Annotated in this window: 16 protein-coding genes, 1 tRNA gene and 5 pseudogenes; 8 read left to right on the top strand and 14 right to left on the bottom strand. The window is 68.8% G+C overall.

The window, feature by feature from the left end:
* Positions 1 to 2 precede the first annotated feature (2 nt).
* From FU658_RS07370 to ssb, 4 genes are all read right to left on the bottom strand, one after another.
* Positions 3 to 755 carry a helix-turn-helix domain-containing protein gene (locus tag FU658_RS07370; RefSeq protein WP_147891488.1) on the bottom strand — a complete coding sequence of 251 codons (753 nt, stop codon included), beginning with the start codon at positions 753 to 755 and terminating at the stop codon, positions 3 to 5.
* A gap of 98 nt (positions 756 to 853) precedes the next feature.
* Positions 854 to 2911, bottom strand: a complete 2058-nt coding sequence (locus FU658_RS07365) for a dipeptidyl-peptidase 5 (protein ID WP_147891487.1) — start codon at positions 2909 to 2911, stop codon at positions 854 to 856.
* Between the two features lie 28 nt (positions 2912 to 2939).
* Positions 2940 to 4316 (bottom strand): YfcC family protein, encoded by a 1377-nt coding sequence (locus FU658_RS07360; RefSeq protein WP_147891486.1) that lies wholly within the window; start codon positions 4314 to 4316, stop codon positions 2940 to 2942.
* A gap of 137 nt (positions 4317 to 4453) precedes the next feature.
* Entirely contained in the window at positions 4454 to 4954 is a 501-nt protein-coding gene (gene ssb / locus FU658_RS07355; RefSeq protein WP_147891485.1) for a single-stranded DNA-binding protein, read from the bottom strand.
* A gap of 195 nt (positions 4955 to 5149) precedes the next feature.
* Here ssb and FU658_RS07350 point away from each other — a divergent pair, with 195 nt between their 5' ends.
* The gene (locus FU658_RS07350; protein WP_147891484.1) at positions 5150 to 6160 is read left to right on the top strand and encodes a polyprenyl synthetase family protein; all 1011 of its coding nucleotides are present in this window, start codon (positions 5150 to 5152) and stop codon (positions 6158 to 6160) included.
* Positions 6161 to 6176: 16 nt separating this feature from the next.
* Here the strand turns inward: FU658_RS07350 and FU658_RS07345 are convergent, their stop codons facing one another.
* From FU658_RS07345 to FU658_RS07330, 4 genes and pseudogenes are all read right to left on the bottom strand, one after another.
* The gene (locus FU658_RS07345; protein WP_147891483.1) at positions 6177 to 6956 is read right to left on the bottom strand and encodes a dienelactone hydrolase family protein; all 780 of its coding nucleotides are present in this window, start codon (positions 6954 to 6956) and stop codon (positions 6177 to 6179) included.
* A gap of 66 nt (positions 6957 to 7022) precedes the next feature.
* Positions 7023 to 8395: pseudogene (murD, locus tag FU658_RS07340) on the bottom strand (UDP-N-acetylmuramoyl-L-alanine--D-glutamate ligase).
* Positions 8376 to 9743 carry a UDP-N-acetyl-alpha-D-muramoyl-L-alanyl-L-glutamate epimerase gene (murL, locus tag FU658_RS07335; protein ID WP_147891482.1) on the bottom strand — a complete coding sequence of 456 codons (1368 nt, stop codon included), beginning with the start codon at positions 9741 to 9743 and terminating at the stop codon, positions 8376 to 8378. Before murL ends, murD begins: the two are co-directional and overlap by 20 nt.
* A pseudogene (locus FU658_RS07330) lies at positions 9736 to 12352 on the bottom strand (bifunctional aspartate kinase/diaminopimelate decarboxylase). Before FU658_RS07330 ends, murL begins: the two are co-directional and overlap by 8 nt.
* 158 nt (positions 12353 to 12510) lie before the next feature.
* Here FU658_RS07330 and FU658_RS15730 point away from each other — a divergent pair.
* Together FU658_RS15730 and FU658_RS07325 are read left to right on the top strand one after the other, a co-directional pair.
* Positions 12511 to 12732, top strand: a pseudogene (locus FU658_RS15730) (PhzF family phenazine biosynthesis protein); the annotation flags it as partial.
* A 71-nt stretch (positions 12733 to 12803) separates the two neighbouring features.
* Positions 12804 to 13385: a PhzF family phenazine biosynthesis protein gene (locus FU658_RS07325; RefSeq protein WP_321167735.1), complete on the top strand. Its 582-nt coding sequence runs from the start codon at positions 12804 to 12806 to the stop codon at positions 13383 to 13385.
* A gap of 48 nt (positions 13386 to 13433) precedes the next feature.
* Here the strand turns inward: FU658_RS07325 and FU658_RS07320 are convergent.
* A pseudogene (locus tag FU658_RS07320) lies at positions 13434 to 15352 on the bottom strand (ABC-F family ATP-binding cassette domain-containing protein).
* A 255-nt stretch (positions 15353 to 15607) separates the two neighbouring features.
* Here FU658_RS07320 and metF point away from each other — a divergent pair.
* The 3 genes and pseudogenes from metF to FU658_RS15175 all read left to right on the top strand — a co-directional run bounded on the left by metF (position 15608) and on the right by FU658_RS15175 (position 16917).
* Positions 15608 to 16426, top strand: a complete 819-nt coding sequence (metF, locus tag FU658_RS07315) for a methylenetetrahydrofolate reductase [NAD(P)H] (protein ID WP_147891481.1) — start codon at positions 15608 to 15610, stop codon at positions 16424 to 16426.
* Positions 16427 to 16460: 34 nt separating this feature from the next.
* A pseudogene (locus tag FU658_RS16020) lies at positions 16461 to 16589 on the top strand (DUF4124 domain-containing protein); the annotation flags it as partial.
* A gap of 1 nt (position 16590) precedes the next feature.
* Complete coding sequence (locus FU658_RS15175) at positions 16591 to 16917, top strand: hypothetical protein (RefSeq protein WP_255505472.1); 327 nt, start codon at positions 16591 to 16593, stop codon at positions 16915 to 16917.
* 167 nt (positions 16918 to 17084) lie between these two features.
* Here the strand turns inward: FU658_RS15175 and FU658_RS07300 are convergent, their stop codons facing one another.
* The 5 genes from FU658_RS07300 to FU658_RS07280 form a co-directional block, all read right to left on the bottom strand.
* Positions 17085 to 18371 (bottom strand): sensor histidine kinase, encoded by a 1287-nt coding sequence (locus tag FU658_RS07300; RefSeq protein WP_147891478.1) that lies wholly within the window; start codon positions 18369 to 18371, stop codon positions 17085 to 17087.
* On the bottom strand, positions 18355 to 19041 hold the full coding sequence (locus FU658_RS07295; protein WP_147891477.1) for a response regulator transcription factor: 687 nt from the start codon (positions 19039 to 19041) through the stop codon (positions 18355 to 18357). Before FU658_RS07295 ends, FU658_RS07300 begins: the two co-directional genes overlap by 17 nt.
* Positions 19042 to 19274: 233 nt before the next feature.
* Complete coding sequence (gene rimK / locus FU658_RS07290; protein WP_147891476.1) at positions 19275 to 20204, bottom strand: 30S ribosomal protein S6--L-glutamate ligase; 930 nt, start codon at positions 20202 to 20204, stop codon at positions 19275 to 19277.
* Entirely contained in the window at positions 20201 to 20665 is a 465-nt protein-coding gene (locus tag FU658_RS07285) for an ATP-dependent zinc protease family protein (protein WP_147891475.1), read from the bottom strand. The genes rimK and FU658_RS07285 overlap by 4 nt, the downstream gene beginning before the upstream one ends.
* Positions 20666 to 20737: 72 nt before the next feature.
* A tRNA-Gly gene (locus tag FU658_RS07280) sits at positions 20738 to 20811 on the bottom strand.
* A 71-nt stretch (positions 20812 to 20882) separates the two neighbouring features.
* Between FU658_RS07280 and thiS the strand changes: the two genes are divergently transcribed.
* Both thiS and FU658_RS07270 read left to right on the top strand, forming a co-directional pair.
* A complete protein-coding gene (gene thiS, locus FU658_RS07275) occupies positions 20883 to 21083 on the top strand; it encodes a sulfur carrier protein ThiS (RefSeq protein WP_147891474.1) in 201 nt (66 codons plus the stop codon).
* 95 nt (positions 21084 to 21178) lie between these two features.
* Complete coding sequence (locus FU658_RS07270) at positions 21179 to 21973, top strand: thiazole synthase (RefSeq protein WP_147891473.1); 795 nt, start codon at positions 21179 to 21181, stop codon at positions 21971 to 21973.
* The last annotated feature ends 3 nt before the right edge of the window (positions 21974 to 21976 follow it).

Below are 21976 nucleotides of genomic sequence, written 5' to 3'. Positions count from 1 at the left end.
CCTCAGCTGCGGGCGCGTGCCTCGTCGGGATCGTGCGCCAGCTGGTCGAGCTTGGCGTGGTCGAGGATCTGCAGCTTGCGCCCGCGCACCGCGATCACGCCATCGTCCTGCAAGCGCCCGAAGGTGCGGCTGACCGTCTCGATGACCAGGCCGAGGTAGCTGGCGATATCCTCGCGGCTCATCGGCAGCGTGATGTGGTCCCCGGAACGATCCAGCTTGCGCAGGCGCTCGGACAGGCCGTGGAGGAACAGCGCGACACGCTCGTTGGCGTGTCGCCGGCCCATCATTTCCAGATGGTCCTGGTCGCGGCCCATGCTCTGGCCGATGACGCGCAGGAACTGCTGCTGCAGCGAGGGGATCTGCGCCGCGACCCGGCCCAGCTCCGCCATCGGTACCTCGCACACCTCGGCCGGCTCCAGCGCTTCGGCGTCGCAGCGGTGGGTACCGCCGCCAAGGGCATCCAGGCCCATCAGCTCACCGGGCAGGTGGAAGCCGATGACCTGCATCGAGCCGTCCTCGGCCAGCGCGGTGGTCTTGAACGCACCTTCGCGCGCCACGAAAAGCGACTGCAGGGGCGCACCGACCTGGAACAGCGCATCGCCCCGCGCGAGGGGCCGGCGCTTGCGCACCAGCTCGTCGAGGCGTTGCAGGTCGACACTGCCGATGCCCGCCGGCAGGCACAGCTGCTGCAGCGAGCACTGCGAACAGCTGCGGCGCAATGCCGCTATGTCGACGATGTTCGTTGTATTCGGCATAGGTGGGCCGGTGGTTCCTGGGCGGTCGCAACACCCGCGGGGTCGTGGCTGCGCAGGGCGGCCCGGGCCACCCAAGCCGCCATTCTACACCGCCCGGTTCAGTTTTCCCCGCCGGTCCAGCGCGCCATCCAGGCCTTGACGGTCTCGTGCCACTGCACCGAGTTCTGCGGGCGCAGGATCCAGTGGTTCTCGTCCGGGTAATAGAGGAACTCGCTGGGGATGCCCTGCCGCTGCAAAGCGGTGAAGGTGGCCAGACCCTGCTCGACCAGGACGCGGTAATCCTTCTGGCCGTGGATCACCAGCATCGGCGTCTTCCAGTTGGTCACGAAATTGACCGGGTTGTGGCGCTCGTAGTCGGCCGGGACCTGGAACTGCGGTCCACCGAACTCCCACTCCATGAACCACAGTTCCTCGGTGGCGTAGTACATCGAGCGGGTGTCGAACACGCCGGCGTGGTTGACCAGGCAGCTGAAGCCGTCGGGCCAGTTGCCGGCGATCCAGTTGACCATGTAGCCGCCATAGCTGGCGCCGAGCGCGCAGGCGCGGTCGCCGTCGAGGAAGTCGTAGCGCTCCAGCGCAGCGGCCCAGCCCTTTTGCAGGTCCTCGAGCGGCTTGCCGCCCCAGTCGCCGCTGATCGAATCCATGAACTCCTGGCCATAGCCGGCCGAACCGTGGAAGTCGACGAAGACCACCGCGTAGCCGGCACCGGCATAGGTCTGCGGGTTCCAGCGGTAATGGAAGCTGTTGCCCATCGAGCCCTGCGGGCCGCCGTGGATGATGAAGGCCACCGGGTAGCGCTCGCCCTCGGTGAAGTTCCACGGCTTGACCACGTAGGCGTGCACGGTCTGGTCGTTCCAGCCCTCGAACGTGAACTGCTCCGCCTCGCCGAAGCCGACGCCCTCGAGGCGTTCGCTGTTGAGCGTGGTGATCTGCCGCTCGGCGCTGCCGTTGGCGCGCGCGACGAAGACCTCCGCCGGGCTGTCGAGCGTCTCGCGGGTAAACGCCAGCGTGTCGCCCGCCAGGTCGAAACCGCCGACGGTGCCCTTGCCACTGAGCTGCATCACCGTGCCCTCCTCGATGTCGACCGAGAACAGCGGGCGCTGGCCGAGGTCGAAGGCCACCGTGTACAGCGTCTGTCCGTCAGCCGACACCGCAAGGGAATAGGCCGAGCGATCCCAGTCCGCGGCGATCTCGCGGCGCTCGCCCGAGCCCAGGTCCAGTTCGGTGATCTGGTAGCGGTCGGATTCGAAGCCGGGCCTGCGCATCGCGCGGTAGTACAGCCTGGTACCGTCCGGCGAGAACACCGGCCCGGTGTCGGAAGCCGGATTGTCCGGGGTCAGGTTGCGCGGCGCGGCCGACGCATCGGCCGGCACGTGGTACAGGTCGAAATTGGTCGACCACGGCTCCTGGGCATCCGCCACGCGGGCACTGAACACCAGCGAGGCGGCGTCCGGCGACCAGGCATAGTCGTCGCTGCCACCGAACGGCTTGGATGGCACGTCGCCGCCGAACGCGATGCGCCGCGGCTCGCCCGCCAGGCGCCCGTCCTCGAGGCTGGCCACGAACAACTGGTTCAGGCGGCCATCCTTGAAGGTGTCCCAGTGGCGGACGAAAAGACGCTCGTAGTGCTGGCCGCTGGTCTTGCCGTCGCGGGCCTCCTGCAGCCGGTCCCGGGTACAGGCCAGGTTCGTGCAATCGGGGAACACCTCGAAGCTCACCGCGACCTGGCGACCGTCCGGCGCCAGGCGGTAGCTGCCGATGCCCAGCGGATAGTCGCTCACCTGCACCGGCTCGCCACCGGTGACCGGCATCGACCACAACTGGTTCGAGCCGCTCTTGGCCGACAGGAAGTACACCGTCTCGCCGTCGGGAGCGAAGGATGGGCTGGACACGCTCATGTCCTGGGGCGTCAGCCGCGCGGGCGGCCGCATGTCCCGGGTCAGCAGGTTGCGCACGTACAGCGCGGTCTTCGCGCTGTCGGCCTCGAAGTCGGCCTCGCGAAGCGCGTGCACCAGCCACCGCCCGTCCGGCGACAGCGTGGGGGCCGAGGCGCGGTCGAGCACCACCAGATCACGGGCGGTGAAGCCACGCTCGGCGGCCGTGGCACCGGTGGCGGCAAGAGCCAGCAGCAGCAGGGTCGAGGTTCGCAGGGTCATGGAGATTCTCCCGGGAGGACAGGCAGGGTCATTGGTAGCCGATGGCCACGGCGATCACCATCGCGATCGCGGCCGCGGCGAGCAGCTTGAGGATGAGGGGAAACACGAACCGGAACCAGCGGTCGTAGGGAATGCCGGCGATTCCGAGGATGCTCATCAGCACAACGTTGGTCGGCACGATCATGTTCATCAGGCCATCGCCGAACTGGAAGGCCAGCACCGAGGCCTGCCGGCTGACCCCGACCAGGTCGCCGAGCGGCGCCATGATCGGCATTGTCACGAAGGCCTGGCCCGAACCGGACGGGATGAACAGATTGAGCACCGACTGGATCAGCATCATGCCGACCGCGGCACCGTAGGCACCGACCTGGCCCAGCGGCCCGGCCAGGCCGTGCACGATCGTGTGCAGCACCTGGCCGTCCTCGAGGATCATGCCGATCGACCGCGCGAAGCCGATCAGCAGCGCCGTGGTCGCCAGCTCGGCGGCGCCGTCGGCGAAGCGCTTGGCGGTGATGTCCAGCCCGAGGCCGCCAATGACTCCGGCGAAGATCGCCAGGCCGAGGAAGAGTGCACCGAGCTCGACCAGGTACCAGCCCTGCTGCGCGATGCCCCAGACCATGAGCACCAGCGTCAGCACCGACAGCAACAACACGGCCAGGCGGCGTCCGTCCAGCGGCGGGTATTCGGCCGGTGGCGGGTGCGACACCTCGATGCCGGCCATCAGGCTCGCCGACGGATCGGCCTGCACCCGCCTTGCGTAGGACCACACGTGGTGCACGCCGATCGCCAGGAACGGCAGGAACAGGGCCAGGCGGAACTCCCAGCCCGAGGTCGGTGCCACGCCGGCCACGCCCTGTGCCACCTGCACCGTGAACGGGTTGAGCACCGCCACGCCGTAGCCAATGCCATAGCCGACGACGAGGATGCCCATCGCGGTCATGACGTCCATGCGCATCGCCACGCACAAAGCGATGAGCATCGCGGCGAACGGGATGTACTCCTCGGCCACGCCGATCGCGCTCGAGCCCGCCGCGAACACGCCCATGCCGATCATGATCAGCAGGCCGGGACTGTGGCCGATGCGTCGCAGCACCGCGCCCAGCGCCGCGTCGATCATGCCGGTGGCGCGCAGCACCGAGATCGCGCCCCCGACGATGAGCACGAAGAAGATGATGTCCTGCGAAGCGGCCAGTGCGCGCGGCACGACGGTGAACAGCGTGTCGGGCAACAGCACCACGCGCTCGTCGGCCCGGGCGTAGGTGCCGGGCACCACCAGATCGCGTCCCGCCTCGTTGGTGGCCGTCTCGAATCCGCCCTGCGGCAACACCCAGGTGGCGGCCAGGGCCGCCACCATCATCGCGAACAGCAATACCAGCGTGTGCGGAACACGCAGCCACTTGGCCATGCGGCCACTCCCCGGGGTGGATTCGACCGCCAGAGCATACGGGAGGCGCAGGGACCGGGTCTAACGAACCCTGCCGCAAAACGGAAAAAGCCCGCAACTGGCGGGCTTTTCCACGGATCGGCGGGAAGGCGCCGGATTCAGAACGGGATGTCGTCGTCCGGGAATCCATTGTCCGCCGGTGCCTGGCGCGAGGGCTGCTGGCGCTCCTGGCCGCCGCCCTGGCCGCCCTGGGCGCCACCACGGTCGCTCCCGCGGGAGTAGCCACCGCCACCACCACCACCACCACCACCTTCACCGCCGCCCATGCCGCCGAGCATCTGCATCTCGTTGGCGATGATCTCGGTGAAGTACTTCTCGATGCCATCCTTGCCGGTGTACTTGTCGGTGCGCAGGCTGCCCTCGATGTAGACCTGGCGGCCCTTCTTGAGGTACTCCGCGGAGATCTCGGCCAGGCGACCGAAGAACTTCACCCGGTGCCACTCGGTGCGCTCCTGCATCTGGCCGGTGTTCTTGTCCTTCCACGCGTCGGTGGTGGCCACCGAGATGGTCGTGATCGGCGCCCCGGCCTGGGTGTACTTCACTTCCGGGTCGTTGCCGAGGTTGCCCACCAGGATGACTTTGTTGATGCCACGGGCCATGTATGCAGGTCCTCTTCGTCAGGTCGCGCCGTCGTGGCGCGGGAATCAGGCACGCAGTATAGACGGCGGGACGACCCTCCGCAGGCGTCGGTCGACCGGACGGCGGGTAGTAGAAACCGGTAGCGGGGGCGTCATCACGACCGACCCACGGGCGCCGGCCCGTATAATCGGGGTTCCCCCGCACCGCGCGAGCCCATGGACAGCCACGCCCTGCAAACCGAGCCTTCCGCCACCGTGCTCGAATTCGACGCCATCCGGACCCTGGTGGAGGGCGAGATGGATGCGATCGACGCCCTGATCCGACACCGGCTGGCCTCGGACGTGCTGCTGATCAACCAGGTGTCGGAACACATCATCGCCGCCGGCGGCAAGCGCCTGCGGCCGATGCTGGCGGCGCTGGCCGCGCGCGGGCTGGGTTACCAGGGCGAAGCCCACACCCAGCTCGCCGCGATCATCGAGTTCATCCATACCTCGACGCTGCTGCACGACGACGTGGTCGACGAGTCCGACCTGCGCCGCGGCCGCTCCACCGCGAATGCGGTCTGGGGCAACGCACCCAGCGTGCTGGTGGGCGATTTCCTCTACTCGCGCAGCTTCCAGCTGATGGTCGAGCTCGACTCGATGCCGGTCATGCGCATCCTGGCCGACACCACCAACCTGATCGCCGAGGGCGAGGTGCTGCAGTTGCTGCACGTGCGCAACCCCGACACCGACGAGGCGGCCTACCTGCGCGTGATCGAGCGCAAGACCGCCGTGCTGTTCGCGGCCGCGACCCGGCTGGGGGCACTGCTGGCTGGAGCGGACGAGGCCACCCAGGCGCGCATGCACCGCTTCGGCATGGACCTGGGCTACGCGTTCCAGATCGCCGACGACGTGCTCGACTACACCGCCGACGCCGAAACGATGGGCAAGAACCTCGGCGACGACCTGGCCGAGGGCAAGGCCACGCTGCCGCTGATCCACGCGATGGCCCATGCCGATGGCGAGCGCCGTGAGCGCCTGCGCTGGATCGTCGAGCACGGCGAAGTGGATGCGCTGCCCGAGGTCATGGCCGCGATCCAGGCGGCCGGCAGCCTGGACTACAGCCGCGAACAGGCCAGCACCTATGCCGAGGCCGCCGAGCGCGCGCTCGACGGCCTCCCCGACAACGACTGGATCGGCGCACTGCGCGGGCTGGCGCGCTACGCGGTGGCGCGCAAGCACTGACCCCAGCGAGGGCGACTCAGTCGGCGAAGACCTCTTCGAAGAAGCCGTCCATCATCCGGTAGGCACGCTTCGCCGAGCGCTCGTGGTACTGGCAGGCGGCTCCGGAGTCGGCGTCGGATTCGGCGAAGCAGTGCACCGCGCCGGCGAAGTTGACGAACTGCCAGTCCGCGCCGGCCCGGGTCATCTCCTCCTGGAACCCGGCGATCTCCTCGGCCGACACCATCGGGTCGTCGGCGCCGTTGAGCACCAGCATCGGCGTGCGCACCGCGCCGGGTGCCGCCGGTTCACTAGTGTCGAGGCTGCCGTGGAAGCTGACCACGCCGCCCAGGTCGGTGCCGCTGCGCGCGAGCTCCAGGACCATCGCACCACCGAAACAGAATCCGATGCCGCCCAGCTTGCTGGTATCCAGCCCCACGTCCTCCTGGGCGCGCAGCGTGTCGAGCGCGGTGTTGATGCGGCCGCGGGCACGCTCCCGGTCGCCGTACACGGCCCGGGCCGCGGCCGAGGCCTCTGCGGTGTCCGTCGGGCGCACGCCCTCGCCGTACATGTCGGCCACCAGCACCACGTAGCCGCGCTCCACGATCGCCTTGGCCTTTTCGACCGCCGAGTCGTTCACGCCCATCCAGTTGGGCACCATCACCAGGCCGGGGCGATCGCCCTCGGCGGTCGGGTCATGGACGATGAAGCCGGAGAAGGTTTCGCCGTCGTGGGTCCAGGAGACCGGCGAGGCTTCCGGAGCGGCGAAGGCCGGAGCGGCGGCCAGGACACAGGCCAGGGCGAGGATTCTGCGGCGCATGGCGGACCCCTTCAGTCATGTGAATGGAGAAGTGTCGAGCCGTGTGTGTTCAGCCGACGTGAGCGCTCAGGCGATGCCCAGACCCTGGATCGCCGTGACGTCGGCGGCCTTCAGGCCGCAGGCGCGGGCGAAGTGGGCTCCGCGCTCGGTGTAGTCGCGGTAGCGCGGGAAGCTGGGCGCCCCCGGGGAAAGCAGCAACACGCCTTCGCTGCCCAGGGCCCTGCGCGCCAGCCCAACCGCCTCCTCCATCTCCGAGGCCTCGGCCAGCATGAAACGTTCGTTGGCGTTGAGCGCCTTGAGCTTCTCGTGGATGCGCGGCCCGTTCTGGCCCATCGTCACGATCGCTGCGGGCGCCTCGCGGCCGATGCGCTCGTAGAAAACGCCCCAGTCGATGCCGCGGTCGTAGCCCCCGACCAGCAGGGCCACGCGCCGACCGCGGAAGCAGTCCAGCGCGGCAAGCGTGGCGTGTGGCGTCGTGGAGATCGAATCATTGACCAGCTCGATGCCACCGTCGTTGCCGACGCTCTGCAGCCGGTGCGGCAGGGCCTGGAACGACGCCACGCCCGGCGCCAGCGCCACGGCGTCGAGGTCGAGCGCCTCCACCGCGGCCAAGGCCGCGCACAGGTTGCTGCCATTGTGCTGGCCGCGCAGGGGCAGCTTGCGCAGCTCCAGCACCCGGGTGCGCCCCCGGCAGACGTGCCCGTCGTCGACATGCCAGCCCTCGGGGACGTTGAAGCGCAGCACCTCGCTGGGCAAGCGCAGGCTCTTCAGGCGCGCGTCGGCACCGTTGATCAGCGCACGCGTCGGCGAGGCCTCGAACAGCAGCGCCAGCTTGTCCTCGTAATAGCGCGCCTCGCTGCCGTGCCAGTCCAGGTGCTCGGGGAACAGGTTCAGCACGACCGCCACGTCGGGCAGGCTGGCCTCGCGGGTCTGGTAGCTCGACAGCTCGATCGCCCAGAACTCCGGCGCCGGCTGCGCATCGAGGAGCTCGAGCAGCGGCAGGCCGATATTGCCGGCCAGCGCGGTGCGGTGGCGCCGGCGCGCAACAGGTGGGCCACCAGGGCGGTGGCGGTGCTCTTGCCCTTTGTGCCGGTCACGCATACGGTCCGCGCGTCGGGGTTCTCCGCGAACCACAGCGAGGTGCCGCCGATGAAGCGCGTACCGCCCAGCGCCGCATCGGCCGCGGGTGACGTGTAGGGACTGATGCCCGGCGACTTTATGACGATCTGGAACGAAGAAAGCTGCTCGGCGTCGACTGCCGTGTGCACGTGCAGCGCCGGGTCGCCGATCCCCTCGGCCACCGCGGCCTCCTCCGGGCTGCAAAACAGGGTCAGCTCAAGCCGCGGCAGGCGGTCGCGGATCGCCGCATATGCGGCGCGCCCTTCCCTGCCCCAGCCCCACAACGCAACCCTGTGTCCTTCAAGCCCGGAAATCTTCACTGACCTTCGCCCACACCGCCTCGGGAATACCATGAGTGTCGGCTGCCGGCAGCAGGCTTGCCAAGCCCGGCTGTTCCCCGAGCTGCGGCTGCACCTCGCGCGCGAAGCGCTGGACAAGCGAATCCTCGCGCCAGGCCGGCGACGCGGCCAGCGCCGCGAAGGCAGCGCGCGACTCCTGCCCCTCGCCCACGCACTCGAACGGCTTGTGGTCGCGGTACTCGATCAGCGCGTCGAACCCCGGCGCCAGCCTCGGCTCGTCGAGCAGGTTGGCACCGAAGATCGCCACCAGCCTGGGCTTGGGCATGAACGGCGCCAGCGCCAGGAACACGAAGTGGCATTTCGGACACTGGCCGCACCAGCGGCTGGCCGGACGTGGACCAAGAATGTGGAAGTTGCGGTTGCAGCTGGAGAAGTGCGCGTCGTAGCGGTCGCTGCGGGCGAACTGTCGTGCCACGGCCAGCTCCGACAAGGGCCGCAGCAGCGAGTAATAGACCAGGTCGCTGGCGACGGTCGACTTCACCAGCGCGGCGAAGCGCTGCTCGAAATCCCAGCCCTTCGACCACTGGTGGTTCACCTCTCCGGTGCCGGGAATCAGGCTGCCGTAGCTGGCGGAGCGTTCGTTGGAGAACACCACCTGTCCGTGGTCGTGCAGGAGCGCCGCCACCACCAGGATGGCGGAGTTCACCGCCGTCACCGGGATATGACCGTTGTAGGCGCCGTTCTGGTTGAAGTCGAACAGCTGCGGCGCCAGCGCACGCTGGATGGTGAGCGTGGGCAGGCCGGTGCGCTGGGCACACGCGGCGATCAACTGGCTGGAGCCGATCCAGCCGACCGTCTGCTCGACACCGGCACGACGCAAAGCCTCGATCGACACCAGCGAGTCCTTGCCGCCCCCGATCGCCACCAGCGCACGCGAAGACAGGCCCAGCGCCGGTGCGCCACCGGACCCGCTGCCGGGGAAGCCGGCATGCTCGAAGCGCACGTTGCCGCGCAGCGCCAGTCCATTGCGGTAGGCGAACTCGCCCAGGCCGTTCTCGTAGACCTCGACCAGCAGCGCCTCGGTCTGCGGGTCCAAGGCCCCGTCCTCGACCACGATGTGCGCCGGCACCGCCGCCTTGTAGTAGCTCACGCCGGCGATCAGGTGCAGCAGGCGCAAGGCGCGCTCGACCGCCGCGCGGCGCGCGGTGTCGAGCCGGAACGGGGCACCGGGGAAACGCACCGTCTCGACCAGCTCCGGGCCGTCGTCGAACGCATAGACCAGTTGTGCCTCGCCGCTGTCGACATCCAGCGTGCTTCGCACGAAGCGAAAGCGCGCGATCGCGTCGCGGTCGAATTTCCACTCAGACATCGATGACTTCCTCGCGCGGCAGGGCGCGCAGGTTGTAGGTGTTGGCCATGACCGCACCGTAGGCCCCGGCGTGGCCGACCAGCAGCACGTCGCCGCTGGTCTGGCCTCGGGCAGCGCACGGCGACGGCCGAGCACATCGCCCGTCTCGCAGATCGGCCCCACCACTTCGGCCGGCCGGCCGGGCGGCTCGTCGAGCCGGTCCAGGTTCACGATCTCGTGCCAGGCGTTGTAAAGCGCCGGGCGCAGCAGCACGTTCATGCCGGCATCGGCACCGATGCGGCGCACCCCGGATTTCTCCACCACCTGGGTGACGCCCAGCAGCAGTGCGCCGGCCTCGGCCACCAGGTAGCGGCCGGGTTCGATCCAAAGGCGGTAGCGCGGGTAGGCCTGCTTCACCTCGGACAGCGCGGCGGCGTAGGCGGCGATGTCGAACGGGCTGGCGTCCGGGTCGTAGGCCACGCCCAGTCCGCCACCCACATCGATCACCGACACCGTGCCGATCCCCTCGGCCACGGCCGCCAGGCGTCCGTAGACTTCGCGCCAGTGGCCGGCATCGTGGATGCCACTGCCGATGTGCGCGTGCAGTCCGACGATGCGCGCCTCGACCGCGCGCACCGCATCGAGCAGGTCGGGCAAGGCGTCGAGCGCCAGGCCGAACTTCGCCTCCTTGCCGCCGGTGCGCACCTTCTCGTGATGCCCGGAGCCGAACCCGGGATCCAGCCTGAGCATCAGCGAGCGGCCCTGGAACAGCTCCGGCCACTGCCGCAGCACGAACGCATTGTCGATCGTGACGTGCACGCCGCGCCGTAGCGCGTCGGCGTAATCGCTGCGCGGGGCGAAGCTCGGGGTGAACAGGACCCGCTGTGGCGAGAGCTCCGGCAACACCTCGAACAGGTGCGCCAGCTCCCCGGCCGACACGCACTCGAAGCCGAAGCCCTCGACCTCCAGCGCCTGCAGCACCTTCGGGTGCGGATTGGCCTTGAGAGCGAAGAAGCGCTGGTCGACCGCGTCCACCCCCATCAGCTCGCGCGCGCGTTCACGCACGGTCGGCAGGTGGTAGACGTAGCAGGGCGTGCCGGCCTGCGCGGTCGCCTGCAGGCGTTCGCGCTCGCGCATCCACCACGGTGGCGTGCGCACGGCGTCGGGTGCATCGAGCCGGTTCCAGGCCACGCCGAACACCGCCGATTCCGCCGCCGGCATCGCGCCGGACCCGATCAGCAGTTCGTGCAGGCGCGGCAACAGGCCGTCCGCCAGCCCTTCGTCGATGACGAAGGTCAGGTTGAGGTCGTTGGAACTCTGCGAGATCAGGTGCACCCGCTCGCGGCCGAACTCCGCCAGCACGTCGGACAGCCGATGCAGCAGCGAACGCATGCCGCGGCCCACCAGCGTCACCGCCGCACACGGGGCGATCACCTTGACCCGGCAGATCGTCGCCAGGTCGGCGCTCAGCGCCTCGAGCACATTGGTGTTCACCAGGTTCTCGCTCGGATCCAGCGACACCGTCACGTTCGTCTCCGAGGAGCCGATCATGTCCACCGACAGCCCGTGGCGGCGGAAGCGGTCGAACACCTCGGCGAGGAAGCCGACCTGCTGCCACATGCCGATCGTCTCCATCGACACCAGCACGATGCCGCCGCGCGAGCTGATCGCCTTCACGCCCGGAACGCTCGCCGCCCGGGCGTCGATGACGGTGCCGGGAAAGTCAGGCCGTTCGGTGTCGCGGATCCACAACGGCACGCCGGCCTCCCGGCAAGGGTGGATGCATCGCGGGTGCAGCACCTTCGCGCCGGTGGTGGCGATCTCCTGCGCCTCCTCGTAGTCCAGTCGCTGCAGCAGGCGCGCGTCGGGCACCTGGCGCGGGTTGGCGCTGAACATGCCCGGCACGTCGGTCCAGATCTCCACGCGCGAGGCGCCGAGCAGCGCGCCGAAGCAGGCCGCGGACGTGTCCGAACCGCCACGGCCGAGCACCGCGGTGCGCCGTCGTCGCCACGCACGATGAAGCCCTGGCTCAGTTGCAGGCGTCCGTTCGCAGCGAAGCGTTGGCGCACACCCGTCGCACCCTCGAGATCGCAGGTGGCCGACAGGCGCCGGCCCCAGGCGCTCTGGTTGGGCAGCGCCCGGGCCTGCAGCCAGTCGCGGGCATCGGTCCAGGCCAGGTCCAGCCCGCCGGACCGCAGGTAGGCCACGCCCAGCATCGAGGACATCAGCTCGCCCTGCGCCAGCAGCTCGGCCTGCCAGTCGAGTTCGGCGGTGGCACGGCGCGCGTCGTCGGCCAGCGCCTCCAGGGCCTGGAAGCGATCTCCAAGCACCGCGTCGGCATCGACCTCCAGCTCGCCGCAGAAGGCGCGGTGACGCTCGATGATCGAGGCCACCGCGTCGCGCACGGCGGACACGTCGGCATGGCCGTCGATGATCGCCTGCAATGCGTTGGTGATGCCGGACAGGGCAGACACCACGACCAGCACGCCCGTCCCCTCCTCCTCGAGGCGTTTTCGCATCAATCGTCCGATCGTGTCCCAGCGCGCGCGACGACTCACGCTGGTACCTCCGAACTTCAGGACGATCCAGCCCGGCGACACGGCGCCAGGCGCGGGGGATGCGCTGCTCATGGGGTTCCTTGATGGAGTGGCAGTCGGTACGCGCCTTTGCGCACCACGCACGGATTATCGGGGATTTGGCGGTGGTTTTCCCCCACGCCATCGCGGCCACCACACCACGCGCGCCGGATTGATAGCATCACGGGCCCCACCCACGGCAGGAACGGCCCATGCGCGCAGTCTCCTTCAAGCAGGTCGACGTGTTCACTTCGACCCCGTTTCACGGCAACCCGGTCGCGGTCGTCCTCGATGCGGCGGGCCTGGACGGCGGACAGATGCAGCGCATCGCGCATTGGACCAACCTCTCCGAAACCGCCTTCGTATTGCCACCGACGGCACCCGGCGCCAGCTACCGGGTGCGCATCTTCACCCCGCGCCAGGAGCTGCCGTTCGCCGGCCACCCCAGCGTGGGCACCGCCCATGCCGTGCTCGAGGCAGGGCTGGCGACCGCGGAGGATGGTGCATGGTGCAGGAGTGCGGAGCGGGCCTGCTGCCCGTGCGGGTCGACGCCGATGCCGACGGGGTCGGTCGCACGATCCACGTGCAGGCACCGCAAGCGCGACTCTCGGCGCCGGTGCCCGGCGATGTCGAGGCCCTGGCCGGCGCGCTGGGTGCGACACCGTTGCCCGACCCGGCACCGCAGGTGGTGGACAACGGGCCGCAGTGGTGGGTGGCGGGGTTCGACTCGGCGTCCACCGTGCGGGCGCTGTCCCCGGACATGGCGCGCCTGTCGGCGCTGACGCTCGCACGCGGGGCGGTCGGCGTGGCGGTGTACGGCCCCTCGGACGAGGACGGCATCGCCATGGCGGTTCGCTGCTTCTGCCCGGCCGACGGCATTCCCGAGGACCCGGTCACCGGAAGCGGCAATGCGGCGATCGCCGCGTTCCTGCAGGCCCACGATGCACTGCCGGCGAAGCAGTGGGTCGCAAGCCAGGGCCGCGAACTGGGCCGCGATGGCCGGGTGGCGATGCACGTGGACGAGGACGGCATCCACCTGGGTGGACGCGCGGTGACGGTGATGGACGGGCTGATCCGGCTGGCCTGAGCGCGTTGGCGTGATCGGGCGCCCGGATTGGCCGTCCCGCAGCCTGGTTCAGCCGGCTTCCTGCCGCTCGTAGGCTTCCAGCCACGCCGCCTCGGCCGCGGCGTGCGCCTCTCGAAGCTCACCCTGGCGCCTGCCGAGCACCGGCAGGCGGTCGTTGCTGCCCTCGTAGAGCGAGGGATCGGCCAGCGCGGCATCGACTTCGGCCAGTTCCGCGGCCACCGCCTCCATGCGCTGTTCGAGTTCGAGCAGCTTGCGGTCCGACCGCGGGGCCGGCTTCGCGGGCGTGGCTGCGGCAGCCGCTGCCGGCTTGGCCGCCGCCGGCTTCTCGGCCGGCTTGTTGGCGCGGGTACGCAACCAGGCCGCGTACTCGTCCAGGTCGCCGTCGAACGGTTCCACGGTGCCGTCGGCCACGCGCCAGAACGTGTCGCAGACCAGGCCGATCAGATGCCGGTCATGCGAGACCATGACGATCGCGCCATCGAAGTCGGCCAGCGCCTCGGCCAGCGCCTCGCGCATCTCCAGGTCGAGATGGTTGGTCGGTTCGTCGAGCAGCAGCACGTTGGGCTTGCGCCAGGCGATCAGGGCCAGCGCCAGTCGTGCTCGCTCGCCACCCGAGAAGCCGTCGACGTTTTCGAAGGAACGGTCCCCCGGGAAGTACCAGCGACCGAGGAAGTTGCGCATCTCCTGGGTCGAGGCATCCGGCGCGATGTCCTTGAGGTGGTCGATCGGGCTGGCTCCCTCGCGCAGGCTTTCCACCGTGTGCTGGGCGAAGTAGCCGATGCGCAGGTCGTTGTGCGCGATGCGCTCGCCCGTCAGTGGTTGCAGCTCACCGACCAGGGTCTTGACCAGGGTCGACTTGCCGGCGCCGTTGGGGCCCAGCAACGCCACCCGGTTGCCCGACTCCAGGCCGAAACCGACCTGGTGCAGGATCACCGCGTCGTGCCCGACCGTGTCGGGCTCGCCGGGCAGATGCTCGTCGGAGTCGTTGGCGCTGCCCGAACGGTAGCCGGCGTCGACGTCGTTGAGGCGCAGCAGCGAGAACGGCAGCTTCGGCGGCGCTTCGAAATTGATGTGCAGGCCACGCTCGGCGCGCACCGCCTCGGTGCCGGCCAGCTTCTCCAGGCGCTTCATCCGCGACTGCGCCTGCTTGGCCTTCGAGGCCTTGGCCTTGAAGCGGTCGATGAATTTCTGCAGGTGCTCGCGCTCGACCTGTTCCTTCTCGAAGGCGATCTGCTGCAGGCGCAGGTGCTCCGAACGCTGCTGCTCGAATCGGGTGTATCCACCGGTGTAGAGCTTCGCGGTGCGATCGTGCAGGTGCAGCGTATGCGTGCTGACCCCGTCGAGGAACTCGCGGTCGTGGGAGATGATCAGCATCGTGCCGGGGTACTTGAGCAGCCATTGCTCGAGCCACAGCACCGCATCGAGGTCGAGGTGGTTGGTGGGCTCGTCGAGCAGCAGCAGGTCCGACGGCGTCATCAGCGCGCGAGCGACGTTGAGGCGCACGCGCCAGCCGCCGGAGAACTCCGAGACCGCCTTGTCGTGCGTCTCCGGCGGGAAGCCCAGGCCATGCAGCAGCTTGCCGGCGCGCGCGGCGCGTCGTAGCCGTCCATCTCGGCCAGCTTCTGGTGCGCCTCGGCCACCGCCTCGTAGTCCTCGGCCTCCATTGCCGCGGCTTCGGCCTGGATCACCTTCCACAGCGCCGCATCGCCTGAAATCACGAAGTCGATCGCCGGATCGGGCAGCGACGGCGTTTCCTGGGCGACGCTGGCGATGCGCACCTTGGCCGACAGGTCGATGTCGCCCAGGTCGGGTTCCAGCTCGCCGTTGACCACGGCGAACAGCGAGGATTTGCCGCAACCGTTGCGGCCCACCACGCCGACACGACTACCCGAAGGCAGGCTGAGGTCGACGTTGGAGAGCAGCAGACGCTCGCCGCGGCGCAGGGCGAGGTTTCTGAAGGCGATCATTAGGGGCGGGATTGTAGCAGCCCGCCCCGGGCTCGGCGCCGGTGGCGTTCAGCCGGCGGCGATGTGCACGCTGCCGGCTGCGAGCAAAACCTCGAGCGGGGAGAGCACCCCACCTTTCTGACACCGCTCCGTGAAATCCGACTCGACCTCCATGCAAGCATCGGTTTTTACGCGCTTTTATTCCGGAGTCTATTTCTCTTCATCCGGACAAAGAGATATGTTTAACTGTCCCAAGCCAAATAGGGTCGCCCGCCGATGCGTGTCTCGTTCGAGTTCTTCCCACCCAAGACGCCCGACCAGCACGCCCAGCTGGCGCGAAGCGCCAAGCGCCTGGCCGCCCATCGTCCCGAGTTCGTTTCCGTGACCTTCGGTGCCGGAGGCTCGACACTGAGCTATACGCCGGAAACCGTGCGCCGGCTCAAGCAGGAGCATGGCCTGGAAGCGGCGCCGCACCTGAGCTGCATGGGTGGGTCGCGCGCGGAGATCGCGCAACTGCTCAACGAATACCGCCAGCAGGGCTGTCGGCGCATCGTCGCACTGCGCGGCGACATGCCGTCGGGAATGGCGCGCGCCGGCGACTTCCGTTATGCGAGCGATCTGGTGGCCTTCATCCGCGCCGAACACGGCGACCATTTCCACGTCGAGGTGGCGTGCTATCCGGAAACCCATCCCCAGGCCGACGACGCGCTGGCCGACCTGCGCCACTTCAAGGCCAAGGTCGACGCCGGCGCCGACGGTGCGATCACCCAGTATTTCTACAACGCCGATGCCTACTTCCGATTCGTCGACGAGGCGCGGGCGCTGGGCGTGGAGGTTCCGATCATCCCCGGCATCATGCCCATCGCCAATTTCAGCCAGCTCAGGCGGTTCTCGGAGCAGTGTGGTGCCGAAATCCCGCGCTGGCTGGCCAAGCGCCTGCAGGCCCACGGCGACGACCGCGACGCGGCCAGGGAGCTGGCTTCCGATGCGGTGGCGGCGCTGTGCCGCCGGCTGCTCGACGGCGGAGCGCCGGAACTGCACTTCTACACGCTGAATCTATCCAGACCGACCGAAGCGGTATTGACGCGCCTGTGACTCAGTGCGGCCCGGCAGGGAGTAGCCTTGTGGAATGCGCCCCGCCATTGCCCTGATCGTGTGCCTGAGCCTGCCAGCGACCTCCCTGGCGGCGAATTCGATCAACCGTTGCCTGGACGCGTCGGGGAACACGGTGTTCACCGACCGGCCCTGCAGCCAGCACGGTGCGCGCGACATGCCCCGGACAGGCGCCGTTGCCGGCGACGATGCCCCCGCCGGGGGCACGGTGGTCGGGCGCCCGGGGCCTGGTCACCGGCGGCCTCCCGAACCCGCTGACCGGCTGCGCGGCCGACCCGGCGGACCTGGCGATGCGCCTGCGGGTCGCACTTGAGTCGCGCGACGTGAACCAGCTGGCCTCGCTCTACCACTGGCCTGGCGCTTCCAGCCGCGGGGCCGAATCGATCATGGGCTCGCTTGCGAGGACCGCAGCCAAGGGCGTCTATGCGGTGGAGGTCGAACCCGGTCCGGGCGCGGGCCCGCGACGCCGATGACGGTCGCCAGCACGGCGGCCTGCCCGCGCCTGCGCGCGGCCTGCGCGTGGACCATGGCCCGACCGGCTTCGAGGGCTACCCGCCAGAAACCACTCACTTTGCGATGACCCGCCACATGGGTTGCTGGTGGATCCACTACTAGCACGGGCCCCGCCTGACCGCCGCTTTCAGATGCGCGGTGGCCGGAAGTCGAGCACGGCAGTGGCACCGTGTGGATCGCGCGGCACCAGCTTGACCTGCCATCGGTGCAGGTCGCACAACCGCCTGACGATCGCCAGGCCGATGCCGCCGCCCTTGGTCGCACCGGCCGCCGAACCGCGATAGCCCCGCTCGAACAGGCGCTCGGCGTCCTCGGCACTGATGCCCGGGCCGGTGTCGTCGATGATCACGCGATGCGGCTCGACGCGAATCCGCACCTCGCCCTCGGTGGTGTACTTGCACGCGTTGCCGATGAGGTTGCCCAGCGCCACCGACAGCACCGCCTCGGGCGCCTCGACCAGCGCGCTTTCCTCACCCTCCACCACCACCTCGACCGGCTTGCCGCCCATTTGGATGCGGTTTGCCTCGGCCAGTTGCTCGGCCAGCTGGCGCACGTCGGTCGTGCCGCTGCCGCGTTCGGAGCGCGAAAGCATCAACAGCGCGGTGATCAGGTGCGTGCACTGCTGCTCGGCGCGCGAGATGCGCTCCAGGCGCAGCTGCATCTTCTCCGAGAGGTCCGGCGTGGTCTGGATCAGTTCCGTGGCACCGCGGATCACCGCCAGCGGCGTGCGCAGTTCATGGCTGACATCGGCGTTGAACTCGCGGTCTCGCTGGACCACTTCCGTCAGCCTTTCGGCATATTCGTCCAGCGCCGTGGCCAGCTCGCCCACCTCGTCGTCGGCGAATGCCGGTGCCAGCTTCGTCGGCCGGTCGGTTTCCTGCAGGCTGCGCAGGCGCCGGGCGAGGTCGCGCACCGGGCTGATCACGCGCGAGGAAGCCCAGACCCCCAGAACGAAGGAGAGCACGGCGAACAGCAGCACGGCCGCCGGCAGCGCGATCGCCAGCAGATGCTGGGTGCGTTGCTCCTGGGTGGTGTCGTACTTCAGGAAGAACCAGTACTCCGGGTCCTTGCGCACCGCCAGCTTGTAAACGCGCTGCCCGCCCTCGCCGTCACGCTCGACCAGCTCGTGCACGCCATCGGGCAGGTCGCGCCATTCCATCGGCACGTTGGCGAAGCGGCGCTGGCTGTACAGGAAGCCCTGGATCTTTTCGAACGGCGCCCCGACGAGCTCCGGATCGAGGTAGAACGACTCGGCATAGTCCTCGAGGTTCTGCGTGAGCGCCTCGCCGATCAGCTGGTTTTCCAGCCAGTCGCGCAGGTACAGCGTGGAAATCGCGAACAGCCCCGTCAGCCCGGTGCCGAGCAGCAGGAAGGACAGGATGATGCGGCTGCGAAGCCTACGCCTGAACTGCATCTGGATCGGCGATCCGGTATCCGATGCCGTGGCGGGTCTGGATCAGTGGCGTGGGGAACGGCTTGTCGACGGCCGCACGCAGGCCGTGGATGTGCACGCGCAGGCTGTCGGAATCCGGCAGTTCCTCGCCCCAGACGCGGGTTTCGAGCTCCTGCCGGGTCACCACCGAGGGCGAGGACTCCATCAGCGACTGCAGGATCTTGAGCGCGGTCGGGTTGAGCTGAAGGAGCTTGCCCTGGCGCCGCACCTCGAGCGTGTCGAGGTTGTACTCCAGGTCGGCCACCTCGAGCACCCGCGGCTTGGACGCCTTGCCGCGGCGCGAAAGCACGTTGAGCCGGGCCTCGACCTCCTGCAGCGCGAAGGGCTTGATCAGGTAGTCGTCGGCGCCGGACTCGAAGCCTTCCAGCTTCTGGTCGAGCGTGTCGCGCGCGGTCAGCATCAGCACCGGGGTCTGCTTGCGCGCTTCCTCGCGCAGCTTGCGGCAGACCTCCAGTCCGTCCATGCCGGGCAGGTTGAGGTCGAGCACGATGGCGTCGAAATCGTTGACCACGGCCAGGTGCAGGCCGGTCACGCCGTCCGCGGCGAAGTCGATGGTATGCCCACGGTCTTCAAGGTAATCGCCCAGGTTGGCGGCGATATCGCGGTTGTCCTCAATCACGAGGATGCGCATGGACACTCCTTTGGCTGGATGCTGGCCGGCAGGCGCCTGGCCCGGCATGGTTGGTCCGTCGAAGCTTGGCTGATTCTGGCACAGAAAAAGGCCCAGGCAGACGCATTCCGACGCCTGACCTGGGCCAAAGCTACTGCCCCGATCCGCCTTCTGGGCCGAGCCGGGCTCTTGACGAGGAGGCTTGGACTAGAGGACAGGCTGCCTAATCTAGACCCGGGGGAATTAAATGCCTGTTAAGCCGGCTTCACCCTTTTGTTAACGGGGCTGTTGGCCTGGGCACGCTTGCGCCGGGCGTGACGGTAGGCCACGTAATCGACGATCGCCCCGGCCACGTCCAGGCCGGTCGCACCCTCGATGCCCTCGAGCCCGGGCGAGGAATTCACCTCCAGCACCAGCGGGCCGCGACGCGAACGCAACAGGTCGACACCGGCCACGTTGAGCCCCATGACCTTGGCCGCCCGGATCGCCGTTTCCGTCTCAGCCTTCGTGAGACTCACTGCCGCGGCCGTGCCGCCCCGGTGCAGGTTGGAGCGGAACTCGCCCTTCTTCGCCTTGCGGCGCATCGCCGCCACCACCTTGCCCCCAACCACGAAGCAGCGCAGGTCGGCGCCCTTGGCCTCGCCGATGAACTCCTGCACCAGGAAGTTCGCGTACAGCCCGCGGAAGGCTTCGATGACGCTGCGCGAGGCCGAGGCACTCTCGGCCAGGATCACGCCGTTGCCCTGGGTGCCCTCGTTGAGCTTGATGACGTGCGGGGCCTTGCCCAGCATCGTCATCAGGTCGTCGGTGTCGTCCGGGTTGTCGCCGACCACGGTGGTCGGCAGGCCGAGGCCCTGTGCGGCCAGCATCTGGTGGGCCCGCAGCTTGTCACGCGAGCGCAGGATCGCGTCGGACGGGTTCGGGGTGAAGCAATCCATCATTTCCAGCTGGCGCAGCACGGCCGTGCCATAGAACGTGACCGACGTGCCGATGCGCGGGATCACCGCATCCAGCCCGCTGAGCACCCGGCCCTTGTAGTGCATCTCGAACGCATTCGGGGCGATGCGCAGGTAGCAGCGCAACGGATCGAGCACGCGCACGCTGTGACCGCGCTCGCGCGCAGCGTCGACCAGGCGCTGGGTGGAGTACAGGGCGGTGTTGCGCGAGAGGATCGCCAACTTCATTTCAAAGCTCCATCGGGAGGGCCGGGCTGGTGGCTGGTGAAGGACTGCGAAGCATCGACGATGAACGCGCCTTCCAGGGCAGTGCGCCCCAGCAGCATCGGAAACAGCATATTGCGGCGGTTGGTCAGGTTGATTTCAATACGGTGGCGGCGGCCAGCCAGGGCCAGCGTGGTGGCGATGAACACACGCACCGTCGCATGGCCTCCGGAGTCCGTGACGCGCCGGCGGTCGATCACCGGGGCCTGGGCGGTGACCTCGGGGCATTCATCGCCGGGATGGATGCTGAAGCGCACCCAGTCCGACCCATCGCGATCGAACAGCTCCATCGAGTCCACGTGCAAGGCGGAGGAGCGCGCGCCGGTGTCGACCTTCGCGCGGATCGCGTCGATGCCCAGCTCCGGCAGCGACACCCACTCCCGCCACCCGAGCACCACCCGGCGGGTTTCGTCTTCGTCCTGCATGCGACCATCCCTGCGCGGCGGTTGCCGGCATGAGGGGAAACGAGACGGCGGCCAGTGGGCCGCCGGGAAGGGTGGAGCGGGTGATGGGAATCGAACCCACGTTCACAGCTTGGGAAGCTGTTGTCTTACCATTAGACGACACCCGCAATGCGGCGATTATGCCCAGCGCCCGAGCACCGGCGCAATCGCAGCCGCGCCGCACTCTAAGTGACCCCGCATGCAGATCCAGCTCAACGGCGAACCCACGCAGATCCCCGACTCGTGCAGTATCGAACAACTGCTCGAGCGCGCCGGGCTGGGGCAACGCCGCGTGGCGGTGGAGGTCAATCGCGAGGTCGTCCCGCGGAGCCGTCATGGCGAGCACCTGTTGGCCGAGGGCGACCGGGTCGAGGTCGTGCACGCGCTGGGCGGCGGCTGAGCGAACCCCGAACGCGTCGGTGCCGGACGCTGGACCAGCGACCACGGTGCCGTGCTGCACTGGTACCATGAACGGGATTTCGCACGATTCCCGACATGAACAGCTCCCAGCCTTCCGATCCCCTCGTCATCGCAGGCAAGACCTACCGCTCGCGACTGCTCACCGGCACCGGCAAGTTCAAGGATTTCGACGAGACCCGACGCGCCACGCTGGCCGCCGGCGCGCAGATCGTCACCGTGGCGATCCGCCGCAGCAATATCGGCCAGGATCCCGACGAGCCCAACCTGCTCGACGCCCTGCCCCCGCAAGAGTTCACGCTGCTGCCCAACACCGCCGGCTGCTACACCGCCGATGATGCGGTGCGGACCTGCCAGCTGGCCCGCGAACTCCTGGACGGCCACAAGCTGGTCAAGCTGGAGGTGCTCGGCGACCCCAGGACACTCTTCCCGGACGTGGTCCAGACCCTGGCCGCCGCGGAGCGACTGGTGGCCGACGGCTTCGATGTGATGGTCTACACCTCCGACGACCCGATCGTCGCCCGCCAGCTGGAGCTCATCGGCTGCGTGGCGGTGATGCCGCTGGCCGCCCCGATCGGCTCGGGCCTGGGCATCCAGAACAAATGGAACCTGCTCGAGATCATCGACAACGCCAAGGTTCCGATCCTCGTGGACGCCGGAGTCGGTACCGCCTCGGATGCCGCCATCGCGATGGAGCTGGGCTGCGACGGCGTGCTGATGAACACCGCGATCGCCGGCGCGAAGGATCCGGTGCTGATGGCCAGCGCGATGCGCAAGGCGGTCGAGGCCGGGCGCGAAGCCTTCCTGGCCGGCCGGATCCCGAAGAAGCGCAACGCCTCCGCATCCTCACCGCTCGACGGCCTGTTCCTCTGAGGG

The organism is Alkalisalibacterium limincola, assembly GCF_008017755.1.
Classification (GTDB): domain Bacteria; phylum Pseudomonadota; class Gammaproteobacteria; order Xanthomonadales; family Xanthomonadaceae; genus Alkalisalibacterium; species Alkalisalibacterium limincola.
The sequence above is the reverse complement of the archived record's forward strand: the minus strand, read 5'-3'. Positions and strand labels throughout refer to the sequence as shown.